Source organism: Flavobacterium sp. B114r, assembly GCF_056824125.1.
Genome location: NZ_CP124858.1, coordinates 50,967 through 67,352 on the forward strand (window position 1 = coordinate 50,967; position 16,386 = coordinate 67,352).

Genomic DNA, 16,386 nt, shown 5'->3' on the forward strand with positions numbered 1-16,386 from the left:
TGCTTATAGCAAAAAAACAAAATGAAAAAATACGAAAATACAGGAAGTAAAGATACCCGTTCTGGTTTTGGAGCAGGAATGACTGAATTAGGTCAAAAAAACGAAAATGTTGTAGCACTTTGTGCTGATTTAATCGGATCATTAAAATTTGATGATTTCAAAAAAAATCACCCGGAGCGTTTTTTCCAAATTGGTATTGCAGAAGCTAACATGATTGGTATTGCTGCAGGTTTAACAATTGGGGGGAAAATTCCTTTTACAGGAACTTTCGCAAACTTCTCTACAGGAAGGGTTTACGATCAAATTCGCCAATCTGTTGCTTATTCTGATAAAAACGTAAAAATTTGCGCTTCTCACGCTGGTTTAACACTAGGAGAAGACGGAGCAACACACCAAATCCTTGAAGATATTGGATTAATGAAAATGTTACCTGGAATGACTGTAATTAATACTTGCGATTACAATCAGACTAAAGCAGCAACATTAGCATTAGCTGATCATCATGGTCCGGCTTATTTACGTTTTGGCCGTCCGGTAGTACCTAATTTTACTCCCGCTGACGAACCTTTCGTAATTGGAAAAGCAATTTTATTAAGCGAAGGAACGGATGTTACGATTGTAGCAACAGGACACTTAGTTTGGGAAGCTCTTATTGCAGCTGAAGCTTTAGAAGCAAAAGGAATTTCTGCTGAAGTAATCAACATCCACACTATTAAACCTCTTGACGAAGAAGCAATTCTAAAATCATTGGCTAAAACAAAATGTGTAGTAACTGCTGAAGAACACAATATTCTTGGAGGTCTTGGAGAAAGCATTTCAAGAGTACTAGCTTTAAACAATCCAGCTCCACAAGAGTTTGTTGCTGTAAACGATAGTTTTGGTGAATCCGGAACTCCTGAGCAATTAATGGATAAATACAAATTAAACAATCAGGCGATTGTTGAAGCTGTAGAAAGAGTAATCAAAAGAAAATAATTTTTAGATTTCTTACTTATAGAAAAAGCCTCGAAAATTACTTTTCGAGGCTTTTTTTGTACTAATAAATAACTCTACTACACTTTTACCTAAACAAACACGAACGCCTTCTAAACTCAACTCACACAAACACAAAAAAAAAACCTCGAAATCACTTTCGAGGTTTATTATTTCTAAACTAAAATTTAATTCTGTTTGATAGGATACGTTTTATCCAAATGTATTCTTAATCTTGGCGTAGCCGTATAATCTTCAGGTAAATATGCTTTTACATTGGTCGAAGATTCAGGTTTACTAGGATCCGCTAGTGCTCCTGTAGGTCTTCTAGGAATTCCTCTTGGCTCCCATTCATTTACATTTGGTGTTGCAGGATTATCTTCCCTAGGATCCCAAGGATAAAACAAACTCACCCCATAATTAGGAGGACCAACCTGATCGCTTGGTTTTGTTATCTCAAATCTTGTTTTAAATCCATCACCGTCATCATCATAATCTAAAAAGTCCGGAATACCATCTCCATCTGTATCATCAATTAAATCAGCCGGAGGATTAGGATACTTAACCTTATCAGTAAAATTATAAAGATAACCATCACCATTAACATCTTCAAGATAATCAGGAATTCCGTCCGGAATATTTAAAGACTGACCACCCACAGACTCAATATCATGATCCATTCTCTGCAAATCAAGCAATTTAAAACTATAAACTATCGGCGTATACGCAGGAATCGTACCATTGCCTGAAGCGTAATAAGCTAAACCAGAAGGCAAAAACATCATACCAGCTCCATAATCCTGATAGGTAATAACTCCCGTACCCGCATTTGTAGTAGAGGTTCCTGTCTTAAATTTAGGCATAATCTCTCCATAACCTTCTCTAGCAATCGTAACCCCTGTAGTAGCTGCAGCATATATAAACAAATCCTGAGTAGCAGGAAATCCATATGTAGTCTCGGCAACAGTACCATCTAACAAAGAGCACGAATAAGATGTAACCACTCTATCCGTATTAATAGGAGTAATTCCTGTTCCTTGCCTAAAACTTAAATAATATATTGTATAAGTAATATCATTACTATACACAGGTCTTGTTTGCAAAGGGTAAACCTTCTGGTCCCAAATTGAGGTTTGCGTACCTCCTGCAGGAATTTTGGAGATCTTAACATCAAAATCAGCCGTTACCTCCTCAATAAAATTAGTCTTTAAATATTTAATAATAGAATCATTATCTGCTTTATATTGTTCCGCATAATCTCTTAAAGGAACGGTCACCACATCATTGTCATCACTTTTACTACAAGAAACCAAAGAAATGCCGGCAAGCAATAAAATAAAATAATATTTAAATTTATTCATTATTGTTAATTTTTTAGGTGCGCAAGATACAATATTGATTTATTTTTGTAAAGATTTTAACGTTGATTTTAGAAAAATTATGAGAATAGATAAATACCTGTGGTGCGTGCGTTATTATAAAACCAGAAACATGGTTACTGAAGCATGCAAAAAAAACCATATTACTGTAAATGGGCAAGTTGCAAAACCATCAAAAGAGGTTTTTCCAACGGATAAAATTACCTTTAGAAAAGATCAAATCACACAAATTATCACCGTACTCGACATACCTGAAAGTCGTGTTGGCGCAAAACTTGTTGATATATATCGAAAAAACGAAACTCCGGCTGAAGCTTACGCACATTTAGAATTATTAAAACTGTCTAAAGAGCACTATCGCAAAACCGGAACAGGAAGACCAACAAAAAAAGACAGAAGGGATATTGATGAATATGGCAATGATATTATTGATGAAAATGAAGAAAAATAAATTCCTAATTCCCAAAAGACCAAAAATCAAAAACCTCAACACTGGAATTTGATTCCGAAGCTTCGGGATAGATACTGGAATTTCATTCCCTAAATTTGTACTTTAGCAAAAAAAAATAAATCATGAGCAAAAACATTATCTTAACGAACCAGGAAATAGAACATAAAATAAAACGTATTGCCTATCAGATATACGAAACTTTTGTAGACGAAGAAGAAATTGTAATTGCCGGAATCGCTGCTAACGGATTTATTTTTGCTCAAAAACTTGCTTTGGCCTTAACTACTATTTCAACATTAAAAGTTTCTATTTGCGAAGTTAAAGTCGACAAACAAAATCCGCAATTACCCATACACACTTCATTAAGTAAAGAAGAATATAAAAACAAAGGATTAGTATTGGTCGATGATGTCTTAAATTCAGGTACCACTTTGATCTATGCTGTTCGTCATTTCTTAGACGTTCCGTTAAAGAAATTCAAAACAGCAGTACTTGTAGACAGAAATCATAAAAAATATCCTGTAAAGGCAGATTTTAAAGGAATCTCCTTATCAACATCTTTACTAGAGCATGTTCAGGTTGTTTTTGACGACAATGGCGACGATTATGCCTTTTTAAGCTAAGATTTCTAAAATATCCTGAACCGTTTCTTCGATAGTTTTATTATCAACCGCAACTTTGTGTTGTGCATGGTTGTAATAATAACTTCTATCGAACAAATGCTTCGCAATAAATTCTTTCATTTCTTCTTCATTCATATTAGCGATTAATGGACGCTTGCTTTTGTTATGAACCAGCCTATCGTACAAAGTCTCTATCGAAGCTTTTAAATAAACAGAAGTAACATCATCGCTTTTCAATAATTCATGATTATTGGCATAACAAGGCGTTCCTCCGCCTAAACCTATTATGCTTTTTTCTGAAGACTGAAGTAATTCTACAAATATTTCGTGTTCTAATTTTCTAAAATGAATCTCTCCAAATTGTTCGAAAATTTCATTTATTGATAAATTTGCTTTTTTTTCGATGCATTTATCTAAATCCAGAAAGGGAATATTTGTAATTTTTGATAAGTTCTGGGCAATTGTTGACTTTCCGCAACCCATATATCCTAATAATATAATCTTTTTCATTTTAATAATGACCTATAAATTAAGGCGTTGTAAATTTTGATTAAAAAAAGACAAATTTATAATAAATAAGCTTGCAAATATCAAAAATAACTCCTTATATTTGCACCCGCATTCAAGGAAAGAATTTGACTCGATAGCTCAGTTGGTAGAGCACATCACTTTTAATGATGGGGTCCTGGGTTCGAGCCCCAGTCGGGTCACAAATTTTGTGATTCACAAAATAACTTTTCTTGATAGCAATGACTCGATAGCTCAGTTGGTAGAGCACATCACTTTTAATGATGGGGTCCTGGGTTCGAGCCCCAGTCGGGTCACAAAAGGTCGAGTATTTATTTACTTGACCTTTTTTTATTTCAGGCCACGTGGAGAAACGGTAGACTTGCCATCTTGAGGGGGTGGTGCTCGTAAGGGCGTGTGGGTTCAAATCCCACCGTGGTCACTATAAAAAAATGAAAGCCTGCAAAGTGTATATTTTGCAGGCTTTTTTGGGATCAAACGCAAAAGTTGGGGATTACGCAAAAAGATTGCATAATCTGAATAAGAAAAAATCGGATGAGTCGCAAAAGTTGGGGATTAACCAAAAGGCTAGATAATATGAATAAGAAGAAATTTACTTTACGCACTCCTCTAAATTGACTTCTAAATGCTTTTACTCATTCAGTAATCGCAATATAGCTAACGATGTTTGTGTTTTTAGTGTTTTTCAGACATCTTTAAATAATCAATAAACCTGTCTATAGGCTTTATACATATGTTAGTTTCTTATCCGTGGATTTTATTAGTTTCATCGCCTTCGTATCTTCTTCAACTTTATGCAGATATTTTCAATGTAGAGTTTATTAAATTTTATAAGTTATCCTATTTGCGCCCCTGTTCTTGGAAAAGCTTTTGAAATCCCGTATTTATTGGAGTGGATTAATACATTTTCTAGAACAAAAAGCTAAGACTATATTCTTTTAATCAATAAAAAATTGACAATTAAAGTATCAAATTCTGTATAATATTTTTATATTCACTAACTATATTTTATATGCATATCTAAGGTAAACTTATTTTATTAGAAATCTTGTAAATGCCCGCTAATATCGATCTTAAAGCAAGGGTTAAAGACCTATAAGCTTTGCAAAATTAGATTTCTTTTGCTTGGACGAATATTGATATTCACAAGTTCAAATTTATAATATCTAAAACCAGTATCACCTGATCTTAAATCTCTAAATACCTTATTAACAGTTTTACCTTTTATTAAGCCTCCAACATTAAATGCAAGTTCAACAACTGATCTTCCTGTCAGAGTTAAAGTATCTTAACTAAACTTGCTCAAAAATACTTTTGAACTGATATAAAATGCGTTCGATCAAGCGCAAATCTTCGGTTACTATTTCGGCGCTTCCTTTCATTTCCTGCTGAAACACGATTTGTTTTTTATATGAAGTCATTAATCCGTTTGGAAGCGCGACATCCATTAATAAATTCCCATCTTTATCAGGAACCAGAGAAATATTTCGAATTTTACCTTTTAACACTCCAAACTCACGATCAGGAAAATTCGCTAATCTGATATTTACAGTTTGCCCCACTTTTATTTTTCCGGAATTCAACGCCGGCGCTTTTACTTTTCCAACAAAACCATTTTTTGTATCCGGAATAATAGAAAAAACATTATCCCCAACATTTATGGTTTGATTCTCTGTCCAAACCTGCAAAAAAGTAACCACGCCACTCACAGAAGATTTCAAAGTATAGGCCATCTCCCAGTCTTTTATTACTTTTTTAAGCTGATAAAAAGATTGCGCCATGTTTCTCCCTAACGTAACTTCTTCCTTAGTGCCGCTTATTTGCGAATTCTGACTTAGTTTTGAATTATCAATCAAAGACGACCTTAATTGAGAAATTGACGTTAAGAGGTTTTTATAACTCTTTTGTGCCTGAAGATAACCAAGCTTCTTCGCCTCCATCTCCTGAGCCGAAATAATACCTCTATTGAATAACGTTTCAAAACGGGCAATTTCATTTTTTTGAAGCTGTAATTCGCTTTCGTTTATTATCTTTTGCTGCTGAAGTATTTCCAGTCTTTCTTTTATCTGTACCTTTTCTGAAACCTGCGCCCTGTTTTCAACTTGAAATGGCTGTAGATCCTTATTCAATTGTTCAGCCTGATAATCTTTTTGAAAAACAGCAAAAGCACTTTCAATCTCTCCTAATTGCGAATTTTTTAATAGAGCAAAAGGAAATGCTTTTTTAGGATTATTAATATCATATTGATCAACTATCTTTTTTAATAAAAAAACATCTTTATAATTGGCTGTATTTTCAATAATAGCCAATGTACCGTTTTTTGCCACTATCGACTTGTCTTTTACCAAAATAGCTTCAATACGGCCAGAAGATTTAGAAACTATTTTCTCTGGCGGAATATTGGTTGTAATTACAATTTCAGTATTTACAACATCCGGATATTTTATAAACCAGGACACAAAAAACAGCATAAAAATAATTATGAATATCAAAACGGTCCCCCAACGGATCATCCAATGTGGTACTTTGGTGAGAATGTCCTGTACTTCTTCACTTCTTAGTTCGAATGTGGTGTCTTCAGCCATGATTTAATTTCCTAATTGTAATTGATTTTTAACCAACTCAAAATAATTCCCTTTTAGTTTTACCAAAGTCTCATGATTCCCAATTTCGATGATTTTTCCTTTGTCCAAAACTACAATTTGATCTGCATTCATAACTGTACTCAATCGATGTGCAATAACAATTACGGTTTTGTCTTTAAAGAAAATATCCAGTTTGCGCATAATCTCTTTTTCATTATTGGCATCTAAAGCTGATGTAGCTTCATCAAAAAATAATATTTCAGGGTTTTTATAAACTGCCCGTGCAATTAGCAAACGTTGTTTCTGTCCCGTACTCATCCCTACTCCTTCTGCACCAATTTTAGTATTATAACCAATTGGCAAACCGCTGATGTATTCTTTTATATTGGCAACATCTGCAGCATATACCAATCTTTCCTTATCGACTTTATCAACTCCAATAGCGATATTATTGGCAATGGTATCGCTAAAAATAAAACCTTCCTGCATTACCGCTCCTATATTTGACCTCCAGGCTTTTTGCGAAATATTTTTAAGTTGTGTATTTCCAATATTTACTTCCCCTTTTTCAGGTTCATAAAACTTAAGAAGCACCTTCATTAAAGTTGTTTTTCCACTTCCGCTAACCCCAACAATTGCAGTTACTTTATTGGCTGGAATTTTTAGCGTTAAATCGTCTAAAACAGGAATATCAGATCCCAGATAACGATACGAAAGATTCTTTATATCAATATCTGAATCATACGGAACATCGCTTGTCTGATGAACTTCCTGCTGGGTTTCATCTTCTTTTTCATGAATTTCAGACAATCTGGCCAATGAGATTTTAGCATCCTGAAGTTCTCTTACAAATTCTATAAGCTGGGTTATTGGTCCGTTTAAGCTTCCCACGATTGAACTTATCGCCAGCATCATTCCCAACGTTATAGAACCATCAATTACCAATTTTGCAGAAAGGAATATGATGAAAATATTTTTTAACTCATTGATCACAGAGGAACCAATAGTTTGGGTTTGCTCTAAAACTAATCCTTTTATAGAAACCCTGAACAATCTTGCCTGAACATATTCCCAGCCCCAGCGTTTTTGTTTTTCGGCATTATGGAGTTTAATTTCCTGCATTCCGTTAATAAGTTCCATTACTTTACTCTGTTCTTGGGAAACCTCAGCAAAGCGCTTATAATCCAGCACTTCTCTTCTTTTCAGAAATAAAGTAATCCATCCAAAGTAAAGTATGCTTCCTGCAAAAAACACAAAAAATATCTGCAGGTTGAAATAGGCTAAAACTCCTCCCATCACAAACATATTAATTACAGAAAACAGCACATTTAATGACGATGTTGTCAGGATTTTTTCGATTCTGCGATGATCATTTATGCGCTGCATGATATCTCCGGTCATTCTCACATCAAAAAACGAAATAGGAAGATTCATTAATTTAATGAAAAAATCAGAAATAAGCGAAATGTTTATTCTTGTAGAAAGATGTAATAATATCCAGCTTCTTATCAGTTCTAAGCCTGTTCTTCCGGCAAAGAGAAATAACTGAGCAAAAAGAATGAGATAAATAAAATGAATGTTTTGGTTTTGTATCCCAACATCAACAATACTTTGGGTTAAAAACGGAAAAATTAGCTGAATCAAACTACTCGCTAATAAACCAATACTAAGTTGTGTCAAAAATGATTTGTATCGCAATACATATTGTGATAGCAATTTAAAACCTAACCCTTTATTTTCTTCCTTATCAAATTCAGATTGGAAAAACTTGGGCGAAGCTTCCATCAATAATGCAATTCCTTCCTGAGTGGCATCATCGGCATTATTGCCTATCCAGAATTTAAGAAAATCCTGTTTGTTGTATTCAATTAAGCCAAAAGCGGGATCAGAAACATAATAAATATTTCTTTTTATTTTGTAAAGTACTACATAATGGTTTTTATTCCAATGTATAATACAAGGTAAAGGCGCTTCATTTAATCGTTTAAGATCCATTTTTGCACCAAGCGTCCTGAAGCCAATTTTCTCGGCGGCATCACTTAAAAAAAGCAAATTACTGCCTTCGCGAGTTGTTTCGCTGCTATCTCGCAAATCCTGAATGTTAATTGTTTTTCCGTAATGTTTCGATATAATTTTTAAACACGTTGGACCGCAATCTTTAAAATCGGCTTGTCTGTAATTGGTGAATTTTTTCAATTTTAAAATATGCAGGATTTTGTTAGATTATCTTATTTCTTATATTTAAGATGATTAAGGTAGCTTTTTGTTAAGTAATACATCTTGAATTCATTAAATCTTTGCTTTTGTTTAAAATGCCTATTCATGCTCATGTGTATTAATAACCATGCATAAGATGCCATGTCAGGCACTTTGGAACTATTTTTAGAAAACTTATTTTTTAAGGAATCATTATCTAAAAAATTGCCATAATCATATTTCTCAATTTCAAATTTCATTACAGCAAAATCTTTATTAAACTCTTTTCTTAACTCACCTGTAAGCTCAAACTCCTGAGAATAATTCTTTATAACATCCTCACAATTTTGTATCATATCATCTATGGAAAAATTTAAAAAAGCTAAATAATTTTTTATTTTTAGAATTGCAGTTATTTCAACAGTTTTTTCTTCTAAATCATTATCAAGAATACGCTGTAAAAGATCACGGCTGTCCAAATTAAAAACATCTTCCGAAAATTCCATCATTTCAAGACCTCCATATCGATATAATTCTTGCTCATATGGCAATATATGATATTTGCTGATAACATTTTTTGATTTTAATTTATGAATAATATTTATAATAAATTGTTTATTTTCTATCGACTTTGTTTTAAAACGTAATCTTAAGTGTCGATCTGGATTATTATAATTTACGAAGAAAAATTGATCTGTTTTATTTTTTGCAATAATTTCATTTTGAATAATTTTAAATATTTCAGGATCAGAGTGAACATTGCAAAATACTTCTAAATAAAGCCAGTGAGATACTACCGCAGCATTTTGAGAAGTGACTTTATTGATATGGACAGCCTCATAGTTGTTGTGTGGCCTCAAATAATGTGAGTTTTTAACACTGACAACTAATTCATGTGCAAAATTTTCATTACCTCTGCTAATCGAAGGATCAAAGCTTTCGTATAAACATTCTGAAATATAAAAAAATTTGTCTGTCTTTAATTTTTCTAACAAATAAGAAATGTTATCTTGATTATCCAGATCCAAAACAACCAGTCTTCGCTTATCTAGAATTGTTATCTTTTTTGCAAACGAATACTCTATTCTCTTTTTTAATAAGTAATCACTAAATCCCGATAAATCAAAATTAGTATCAATCAATAATATTTGTGCAGGCTGAAGTAAAATTCCCTTTTCAAGATATAATCTCGGAACATACGGAATAAAATTCCTGTATAAATTAAAATTAAAATTTACTCCATAAATTTCTTTGTTGTAGAATTCGTAGTCACAAAGAAAATTATAGGCATCTGAATCAAAAAGCATTTGATTGATTGCAGATCCTTTTTTTGGTAAAACTTCCTTTTGGTGCTGTTTTGAAATTAGTGAAATGTTTTTGCCATGAAGATGAATAAAAAGATCCGACAATAAAATAGGATTACCTGCTTCTGTATACGATGCATTGATAGGAATACAGTAATCATAACGCTGCTCTACAGGCGCAACATTTATACTTCTAAAACTGCCCACGCACTTAATGTCGGCAACAATTTTACTTTTATGAATCTCTTTTTCGTAATTCACAATATCCTCACATGCATCTTTTGTAATATCACTAAATCTCGAAATTAAGTTCAGAGCAGATGGATCTCCCATGCCTAGTACATATATAATTGATTCTCCTGACTTTTTGCAAATTAAAGTTTCTAAAATTACATTAAACGTCACAGGTAATTTAGAGGCTTTTATGTCTATATTATCGCTGACAGGCAGATTTAAAAATAGCTCGCTGTTATCAGAAGCTATAATTTTCAGGAGGATATCCTGATGGAGCTTCAATTCTTTTTCCTCTTTTAAAGCCCTGTAATTTATACCCGAATAAGGATTAAAAATATCATTTAAGGGTATGAAGCCGTCGTTATATTTCTCACTTAATTTAGCATTGAATTTGTTTAAATTATCATTTATAATAGTAGTTTGTGAATTATAATTTACGGTAAAGTCTATATATTTCTGTATTTTGCTCTGAATTTCAAAATCTAAACTCCCACCCTCTGTTTCAAAAGAATTAATGGCATAAAAATTTTTAGGCCTGTCATTCTCTTCAAAAAAATCATCTTGTTCTTTTATATAAGTTTTGATAAAATTTGTAAGTTCCTCTTTGGTTTCTATCAGATGTTCTTTCTTCTGCACCAAGCCAGAGAGATATGCAGCATATGGACTGTTCAGTTTACCCGCATATGACTCGTACAAAAAGAATTCTATAATCAGTCCTGTTTCAATAATCTCCAGTAAAAAAGTCTCAACTTCTTCAGTATCGAAACCTTGCGAGATAAGGTCTTCGATAACCAAATCCATTTTTTTAGGATACTTAAACTGATCTAACAGCCACTGCAAATCTTCGTCTACATCAAGTTCAGTATAGTTAAGTTCTATTTTATCATCCGCTTGATTTTTAGATTTATAAAAATTTAATTTTTCCTTATCCATAAAATAAACAGATGGATTAACACAATAATTTAAATGCTTCCAATTGTCAGATGGACCTTCATTTAATTTTGACGAAATAAAAAAATTGTCATATTTAACCAAAAAACGCAAAGAATCATTTTTAATAATATTGGTTTCAGTATCCCATTGCAGCGTACCAACACTGTTAAAAACACCAAAAGGAGTTGGATTAAAATGTGCTCGCAAAAAATAATTAGACAAAGATGCCTCTGTTTTTTGTGTCCTGTTTTTGCTTAGAGCATTGTATAAACTTCCCGAGGCAGTCAACAGACAAAGATTAAACAGCTCATTGTTCTCAAAGAAATCAGGCAGATCGTGTTTATTCAGGTCGTAGGATTGAATAGAAAAATTAGCAACCCGTTTAATAATGTTATTAAAAAAAATCATTTTTTGTATACTTTTTATAAATAATAATGACTAGTAAAGGTTGAAAGTCTCCAGCCATTTTGTATCCGCTTTTTTTTCCATAGTCAACAATGTCAATCCAATTCCTGCAGATCCCAGTAAAAGATTATTTTCTGCATGGTATCTTTGATTTAAATTGTCATAACAAAGAAATTCTTCAAAATTATTGGTCTGCTTTTGTAATATGACAAACCACTGCTCTATGGCCAAACTGTAATCGAGACTATATTTTTTAGCCGCTAAATAATACTGAATTAAAGCTCCGGCAGAACCATGGCAAAAACCGCTGTCATTAATTCCTGAATCTTCAAAACTTATTTTTGAACTGTTGTTCATCAATGAAATTGACTCGTTTACTAAATCATCATCGTTTAGAAAGACACCTGTATTATAAAGCGCATTTGAAATACCTAAATCACCCTGGCACCATGATAATCTAGAAGGGATAAATTCATTTGACTGCAATGAAAATATATTTGCAAAATACTGCTTAGATTCATTATCGTATTTTTTATAAGACATTAGAAAATCAACACAAATTCTTAAAGGTTTACGAATATCTATTTCCAATCCTTCAACATTTTTTTCCATGTAAATTAAAAAATTCAAATAACCTGCAACACCATGCGCAGCACCAAATGAATAATATTCTCCACGATTTTCTGATGATTTTACTAAAACATTTTTAAAATCTGCATTTATTTTCGAAATTAAATCGTGTGAAAAATGCTGTAAAACTTTAAAAATATTTTGGTTTTTACTTACCTTATATCTTTCTATAAAATACATCGATATACCCATTGACTCGTGCAAAAAATCAAAATTATTTGACTCATACAGCAACTTAAATTCTTCTAGTAAAATACCGTCGATAGTCTCAAAATACTCTTCATCTATATCAATACTTTTATTTTGAAGACGCAATAATGCTATCCCATATCCTGCAAACCCCGAACAAAGGGAAACAGAATCAACTCCCTCTTCAATCAATTGGTTCGCTTTTTCTATAATTGCCAATAATTTATTTTCGTATTCCTCAATTGGATATGCTTGGTGCAGATAGTCGTAAAACAGTATCATTCCGGATAATCCAACATATAATCCAACACTATTATTTTGGTCAAAAGAACCCCAAATGTCCTTTTCAATTTTTATTATATTATCTTTCATTATTTGAAATGATATATTTTTTATTTAACAATGCCTTAAAAACCATACTTATTATTTACAAAAAGAATCGCTTTATCCAGCACTTCATCTTTTCCCTGCTGAATACCCAAAATTGTTGGTTTTACTTCAACGTCAATAGGTATGCCGATTCGCTGTGTTTCTTTTTTATTAGGATAAAAGACTCCTTGTGAAGTAAAGGATGAATTGAAATCTTTAATTATTGTAAACGAATAATTTGCACCATCTGCTCCAGATGTCTGACTGCCTATTATTGTAGTTTTCGGAGCTGTCTGGAAACTCATAACAGTATATTCTGCATGACTTAATGTTGTTTCATTTACCAATACAATGACTTCGCCTTTATAATAGTCACTATTTGTTTTACCGCATTTATCCATCTCATTTTTCCAAATAAAACGTCCGGGAAAACTTAAATCCTGAAAAATAAATTTTGATATATTCCTTGGCTCGGGATTTAAATAATCATTGATATATCGATGCGTCCCCTTTGGTCTGTTTCTCACATCAAAAATAATTGCTTTTGTATTTTTAAATTCTTCCATCATTATTTTGACATCGTCAACTTCTAGTTTACCCATGTTGACATAACCAATGTTGTTTTCCAAAAGCTTCCATTTAGGTTTCGAATTTATTTTTCTTTCAAAGCTCCCTGCCTCATAACGGTGAATTTTCTTTACACCAGACTTATTGTCTCTGATGTATTCAATTTCCAGTTCATCAGTATTTCCATTTAATGCTACCCAGCCGAGATTTGATAAAGCAGCCGGTTTATTAGAACCTTCAAGATATTTTTGAATCTCTTTTGTTATTTGAGGAATTGTCTTACCATTAATCTTAGTTATCAAATCGCCCACTTTTATATCGTCAATTTTCGCAACAGAATCGTTAACTAATTGTGTGACAATTATTTTTTTATCAATTATTTTTGTTCCAAAAGCAGGATATTTTTCTCCCCCTAAATAATTCATCATTTTCATATTGAAGGTCGCTGCATGACTATCATTTAATTTTACAGAAAGCTCACGCATTGCCATAGTAAAATCTTCTTCTGAATCTGGAGTGCTAATATGGGGTAAAATTTCAAGCAATGCATTATCCCAATTTTGATCCATTTGATATTTATACGGAAAGAAATATTCTACATAATTCCAATATCTAAATAATGCTAAAATGCGCAGATTTAGATTTTGCCATTGAAAATCGGGGTACTCGTTCTCGTTAGTAAATTTCAGGTGCACCTCTGCTTCCTCATTGTAAAGAACATAATAGTTTTGTCCCTGAAATCTATTGTCTGCTATAAATTGCAACTTTTCAGAAAGTTCTTTTGAAAAAAATTTATGGTTTGTAATCCAATCCAGGTTTAAGTTTTTATTAAAACAACTTGCTTTTTCATGTAATTCCAAAATTTTAGTGGCAGGCACAACTCCCTGACTAGAAATCCAACTTTCTAAAACTGCTGAAAATTCCTCCTTACTTTTGGCATTTACAATTTCTGGCAATACCTTAAAAAGCTGTTCGTCCCAATTTGTTTTACCACTTGCAATTACAGGATGGTAATACTTCAAAAAGCCCCAAACTTTACAAGTAGTAGCTAACTTTTCTATTTCACTAATTTTGGCATTACCCGATATTGTATACAGTAATACTATAAAAAGCAACAAAATCTTTTTTTTCATTGAGTAAATATTAATTTAATAATTTCTAGTAGGAGGAATTTTAAAAAAATGGTATTTCAAAAACCATCAATTATAATTTCTTAAAAGATTATACATCATTTGTCTTTTTTGAAAATAAGGGCGACATACTGTATTTAAAAGAAATCTTGATTAATTTTAATTACAAGAGGCCGTTCAATTATTTTTGAGCTTCAATAAATTCTAATGCCCGGTCCAAAATTTCATCTTTTCCTTCCTGAATTCCTTTGATAGTGGTTTTGACAGCAATATCTGGTATGATTCCAACTCTTTGAGTTTCATGTTTATCGGGATAATAAACCCCTATCCCAGTAAATCTTGTATAAAAAGCTTTAATTAAATCAAAATCACTTACATTTCCATCAGCTCCCGCAGTCTGGCTGCCAATAATAGTTGTATTATCAGCAGTCTTAAAGCACATCGCTGTCCATTCAGCCTGGCTCAAAGTCTCTTCATTTACTAATACGACAATTTTACCTTTGTAATTATCATTATTTTCTAAACCTGTTATTGATGGCTGGCTCCACTTATATCTGCCTGGATAAGTTAAATCTGGTTTGGTGTAAACAACAAATTCTTTTGGCTTGGAATTTAAGAAATTTGATATTTCCTTGTAAGTTCCATTGGGATAATTTCGAAGGTCGAAAATAATTGCTTTGGTCAGTTTTAATTTTTCAATCATTGAAGGAACATTTTTAATTTTTAAAAGCCCCATGTCAACGTATCCAATATTATTATTTAGAATTTTAAATTTTTCTTTTATTTCCGCATGTCTATATTCATTCCTGTGGGCATCATGAACTTGATACCAATTTATCATTTTACTTTTATACTGACCATCCTCTAAAAATTCTAATTTAACATTATCCGAATATCCAGATAAGATTGGCATCTCTAGATTTTTCAAATAAAAAGCTTCATTTGAACCATTAACAATCTCTTTGTTTTCAGATATAATTTCTTTGATGGTCTTATCATTAATCTTTGTAATAACATCTCCTACTTTTATATCATCTGCTTTGGCAAGACTATCACTCAAAATCTTTGTTACAATTATTTTATCATCGATAATTTTACATTTAGCAGGAAAGTAATTAATATTTTTTTTCTGCTCATCTTCTTTAATAGGATATTTATAAAATATAGCATGAGAGTCATTAAGTCTGACAGTTAATTTTTTCATCGCAGTGTAAAAATCATCTTCATTTTCGGCATTTATAAAAATAGGCACCATTTCCTCTAAAGTGGTATTCCAGTTTTTATCCATTAAATATTTATATGGAAAAAAATACTCCATCAAATTCCAATACATAAACAGTACCTGAAGCCTTGACTCTTTGCTATTTGGCTGAAAATTGGAATAATTCTCATTTTGCAGCAAAACATTTCCAGCATTAAATGTTGTAATGTAATATTGATCTCCCTGAAATCTGTTTTGTTCTATAAATTTTAATTTTACTGCCAAATTTTCAGAAAATAGTTTTTTATTTTTAATCCATGATAAATCAAAGTTTTTGTCAAAATATTGTACATCTTTGGTTAAAGCGATTGGAGTAGCTGCGGGCACTTCTCCTAAAGAGTCGATCCAGTTTTCAAGTACAAGCGAAAACTCATCTTTTGTTTTTGCCTGATAAATTTTTGGCAGCATTTCAAGAAGCTGTTTATCCCAATTAAAATCACCGTGAGCAACTTTTGGATGATAGTATTTTAAAAAACCCCAAACTTTACAGGTTGCTGCTAATTTTTGAGTTTCTGAAAAATTAGTCTGACTATGAATGCTTTGAGCAATTATCAGTATGATAATTAACAATATTTTTTTCATCTGATAATATCTTTTATTAAAAAGGAAATATGACAATCTCTGTAATTC

General features: G+C 32.2%; 11 protein-coding genes and 3 tRNA genes. 6 read left to right on the forward strand and 8 right to left on the reverse strand.

Going from position 1 to position 16,386, the window contains the following annotated elements; translation table 11 throughout:
- Positions 1-21: 21 nt before the first annotated feature.
- A complete protein-coding gene (locus QLQ94_RS00245; RefSeq protein ID WP_427403023.1) occupies positions 22-975 on the forward strand; it encodes a transketolase family protein in 954 nt (317 codons plus the stop codon).
- A 185-nt stretch (positions 976-1,160) separates the two neighbouring features.
- Here QLQ94_RS00245 and bamM read toward each other — a convergent pair whose 3' ends face one another.
- Complete coding sequence (bamM, locus tag QLQ94_RS00250; RefSeq protein WP_271338351.1) at positions 1,161-2,333, reverse strand: BamM family beta-barrel-assembly machinery protein; 1,173 nt, start codon at positions 2,331-2,333, stop codon at positions 1,161-1,163.
- Positions 2,334-2,412: 79 nt separating this feature from the next.
- On the opposite strand from bamM, the gene QLQ94_RS00255 reads away from it, so the two are divergent.
- Positions 2,413-2,802, forward strand: coding sequence for an RNA-binding S4 domain-containing protein (locus tag QLQ94_RS00255; RefSeq protein WP_271338352.1), 390 nt, complete (start codon positions 2,413-2,415; stop codon positions 2,800-2,802).
- Between the two features lie 122 nt (positions 2,803-2,924).
- A complete protein-coding gene (locus tag QLQ94_RS00260; protein ID WP_427403024.1) occupies positions 2,925-3,425 on the forward strand; it encodes a phosphoribosyltransferase domain-containing protein in 501 nt (166 codons plus the stop codon).
- On the opposite strand, the gene QLQ94_RS00265 is transcribed toward QLQ94_RS00260, so the two are convergent.
- Positions 3,417-3,935 (reverse strand): shikimate kinase, encoded by a 519-nt coding sequence (locus QLQ94_RS00265; protein ID WP_271338354.1) that lies wholly within the window; start codon positions 3,933-3,935, stop codon positions 3,417-3,419. The genes QLQ94_RS00260 and QLQ94_RS00265 overlap by 9 nt on opposite strands.
- A gap of 127 nt (positions 3,936-4,062) precedes the next feature.
- Between QLQ94_RS00265 and QLQ94_RS00270 the strand changes: the two genes are divergently transcribed.
- The 3 genes from QLQ94_RS00270 to QLQ94_RS00280 all read left to right on the forward strand — a co-directional run bounded on the left by QLQ94_RS00270 (position 4,063) and on the right by QLQ94_RS00280 (position 4,374).
- Positions 4,063-4,135 (forward strand) — tRNA-Lys (locus tag QLQ94_RS00270).
- A gap of 41 nt (positions 4,136-4,176) precedes the next feature.
- A tRNA-Lys gene (locus QLQ94_RS00275) sits at positions 4,177-4,249 on the forward strand.
- Positions 4,250-4,291: 42 nt separating this feature from the next.
- A tRNA-Leu gene (locus tag QLQ94_RS00280) sits at positions 4,292-4,374 on the forward strand.
- Positions 4,375-5,245: 871 nt separating this feature from the next.
- On the opposite strand, the gene QLQ94_RS00285 is transcribed toward QLQ94_RS00280, so the two are convergent.
- The 6 genes from QLQ94_RS00285 to QLQ94_RS00310 all read right to left on the reverse strand — a co-directional run bounded on the left by QLQ94_RS00285 (position 5,246) and on the right by QLQ94_RS00310 (position 16,338).
- Entirely contained in the window at positions 5,246-6,538 is a 1,293-nt protein-coding gene (locus QLQ94_RS00285; RefSeq protein WP_482498791.1) for an HlyD family secretion protein, read from the reverse strand.
- A 3-nt stretch (positions 6,539-6,541) separates the two neighbouring features.
- The gene (locus QLQ94_RS00290; RefSeq protein WP_482498793.1) at positions 6,542-8,734 is read right to left on the reverse strand and encodes a peptidase domain-containing ABC transporter; all 2,193 of its coding nucleotides are present in this window, start codon (positions 8,732-8,734) and stop codon (positions 6,542-6,544) included.
- 32 nt (positions 8,735-8,766) lie between these two features.
- Complete coding sequence (locus QLQ94_RS00295) at positions 8,767-11,613, reverse strand: thiopeptide-type bacteriocin biosynthesis protein (protein WP_427403106.1); 2,847 nt, start codon at positions 11,611-11,613, stop codon at positions 8,767-8,769.
- 30 nt (positions 11,614-11,643) lie between these two features.
- Positions 11,644-12,801 (reverse strand): lanthionine synthetase LanC family protein, encoded by a 1,158-nt coding sequence (locus tag QLQ94_RS00300; RefSeq protein ID WP_271335146.1) that lies wholly within the window; start codon positions 12,799-12,801, stop codon positions 11,644-11,646.
- 35 nt (positions 12,802-12,836) lie between these two features.
- Positions 12,837-14,498: a S41 family peptidase gene (locus QLQ94_RS00305; protein ID WP_482498796.1), complete on the reverse strand. Its 1,662-nt coding sequence runs from the start codon at positions 14,496-14,498 to the stop codon at positions 12,837-12,839.
- A 178-nt stretch (positions 14,499-14,676) separates the two neighbouring features.
- Positions 14,677-16,338: a S41 family peptidase gene (locus QLQ94_RS00310; RefSeq protein ID WP_271335148.1), complete on the reverse strand. Its 1,662-nt coding sequence runs from the start codon at positions 16,336-16,338 to the stop codon at positions 14,677-14,679.
- Positions 16,339-16,386: the final 48 nt, after the last annotated feature.

What these genes read in the sequence shown, in the direction of transcription:
- QLQ94_RS00245 (WP_427403023.1), top strand. Translation starts at nt 22, where the DNA reads ATGAAAAAATACGAAAATACAGGAAGTAAAGATACCCGTTCTGGTTTT.
- bamM (WP_271338351.1), bottom strand. Translation starts at nt 2,333, where the DNA reads ATGAATAAATTTAAATATTATTTTATTTTATTGCTTGCCGGCATTTCT.
- QLQ94_RS00255 (WP_271338352.1), top strand. Translation starts at nt 2,413, where the DNA reads ATGAGAATAGATAAATACCTGTGGTGCGTGCGTTATTATAAAACCAGA.
- QLQ94_RS00260 (WP_427403024.1), top strand. Translation starts at nt 2,925, where the DNA reads ATGAGCAAAAACATTATCTTAACGAACCAGGAAATAGAACATAAAATA.
- QLQ94_RS00265 (WP_271338354.1), bottom strand. Translation starts at nt 3,935, where the DNA reads ATGAAAAAGATTATATTATTAGGATATATGGGTTGCGGAAAGTCAACA.
- QLQ94_RS00285 (WP_482498791.1), bottom strand. Translation starts at nt 6,538, where the DNA reads ATGGCTGAAGACACCACATTCGAACTAAGAAGTGAAGAAGTACAGGAC.
- QLQ94_RS00295 (WP_427403106.1), bottom strand. Translation starts at nt 11,613, where the DNA reads ATGATTTTTTTTAATAACATTATTAAACGGGTTGCTAATTTTTCTATT.
- QLQ94_RS00300 (WP_271335146.1), bottom strand. Translation starts at nt 12,801, where the DNA reads ATGAAAGATAATATAATAAAAATTGAAAAGGACATTTGGGGTTCTTTT.
- QLQ94_RS00305 (WP_482498796.1), bottom strand. Translation starts at nt 14,498, where the DNA reads ATGAAAAAAAAGATTTTGTTGCTTTTTATAGTATTACTGTATACAATA.
- QLQ94_RS00310 (WP_271335148.1), bottom strand. Translation starts at nt 16,338, where the DNA reads ATGAAAAAAATATTGTTAATTATCATACTGATAATTGCTCAAAGCATT.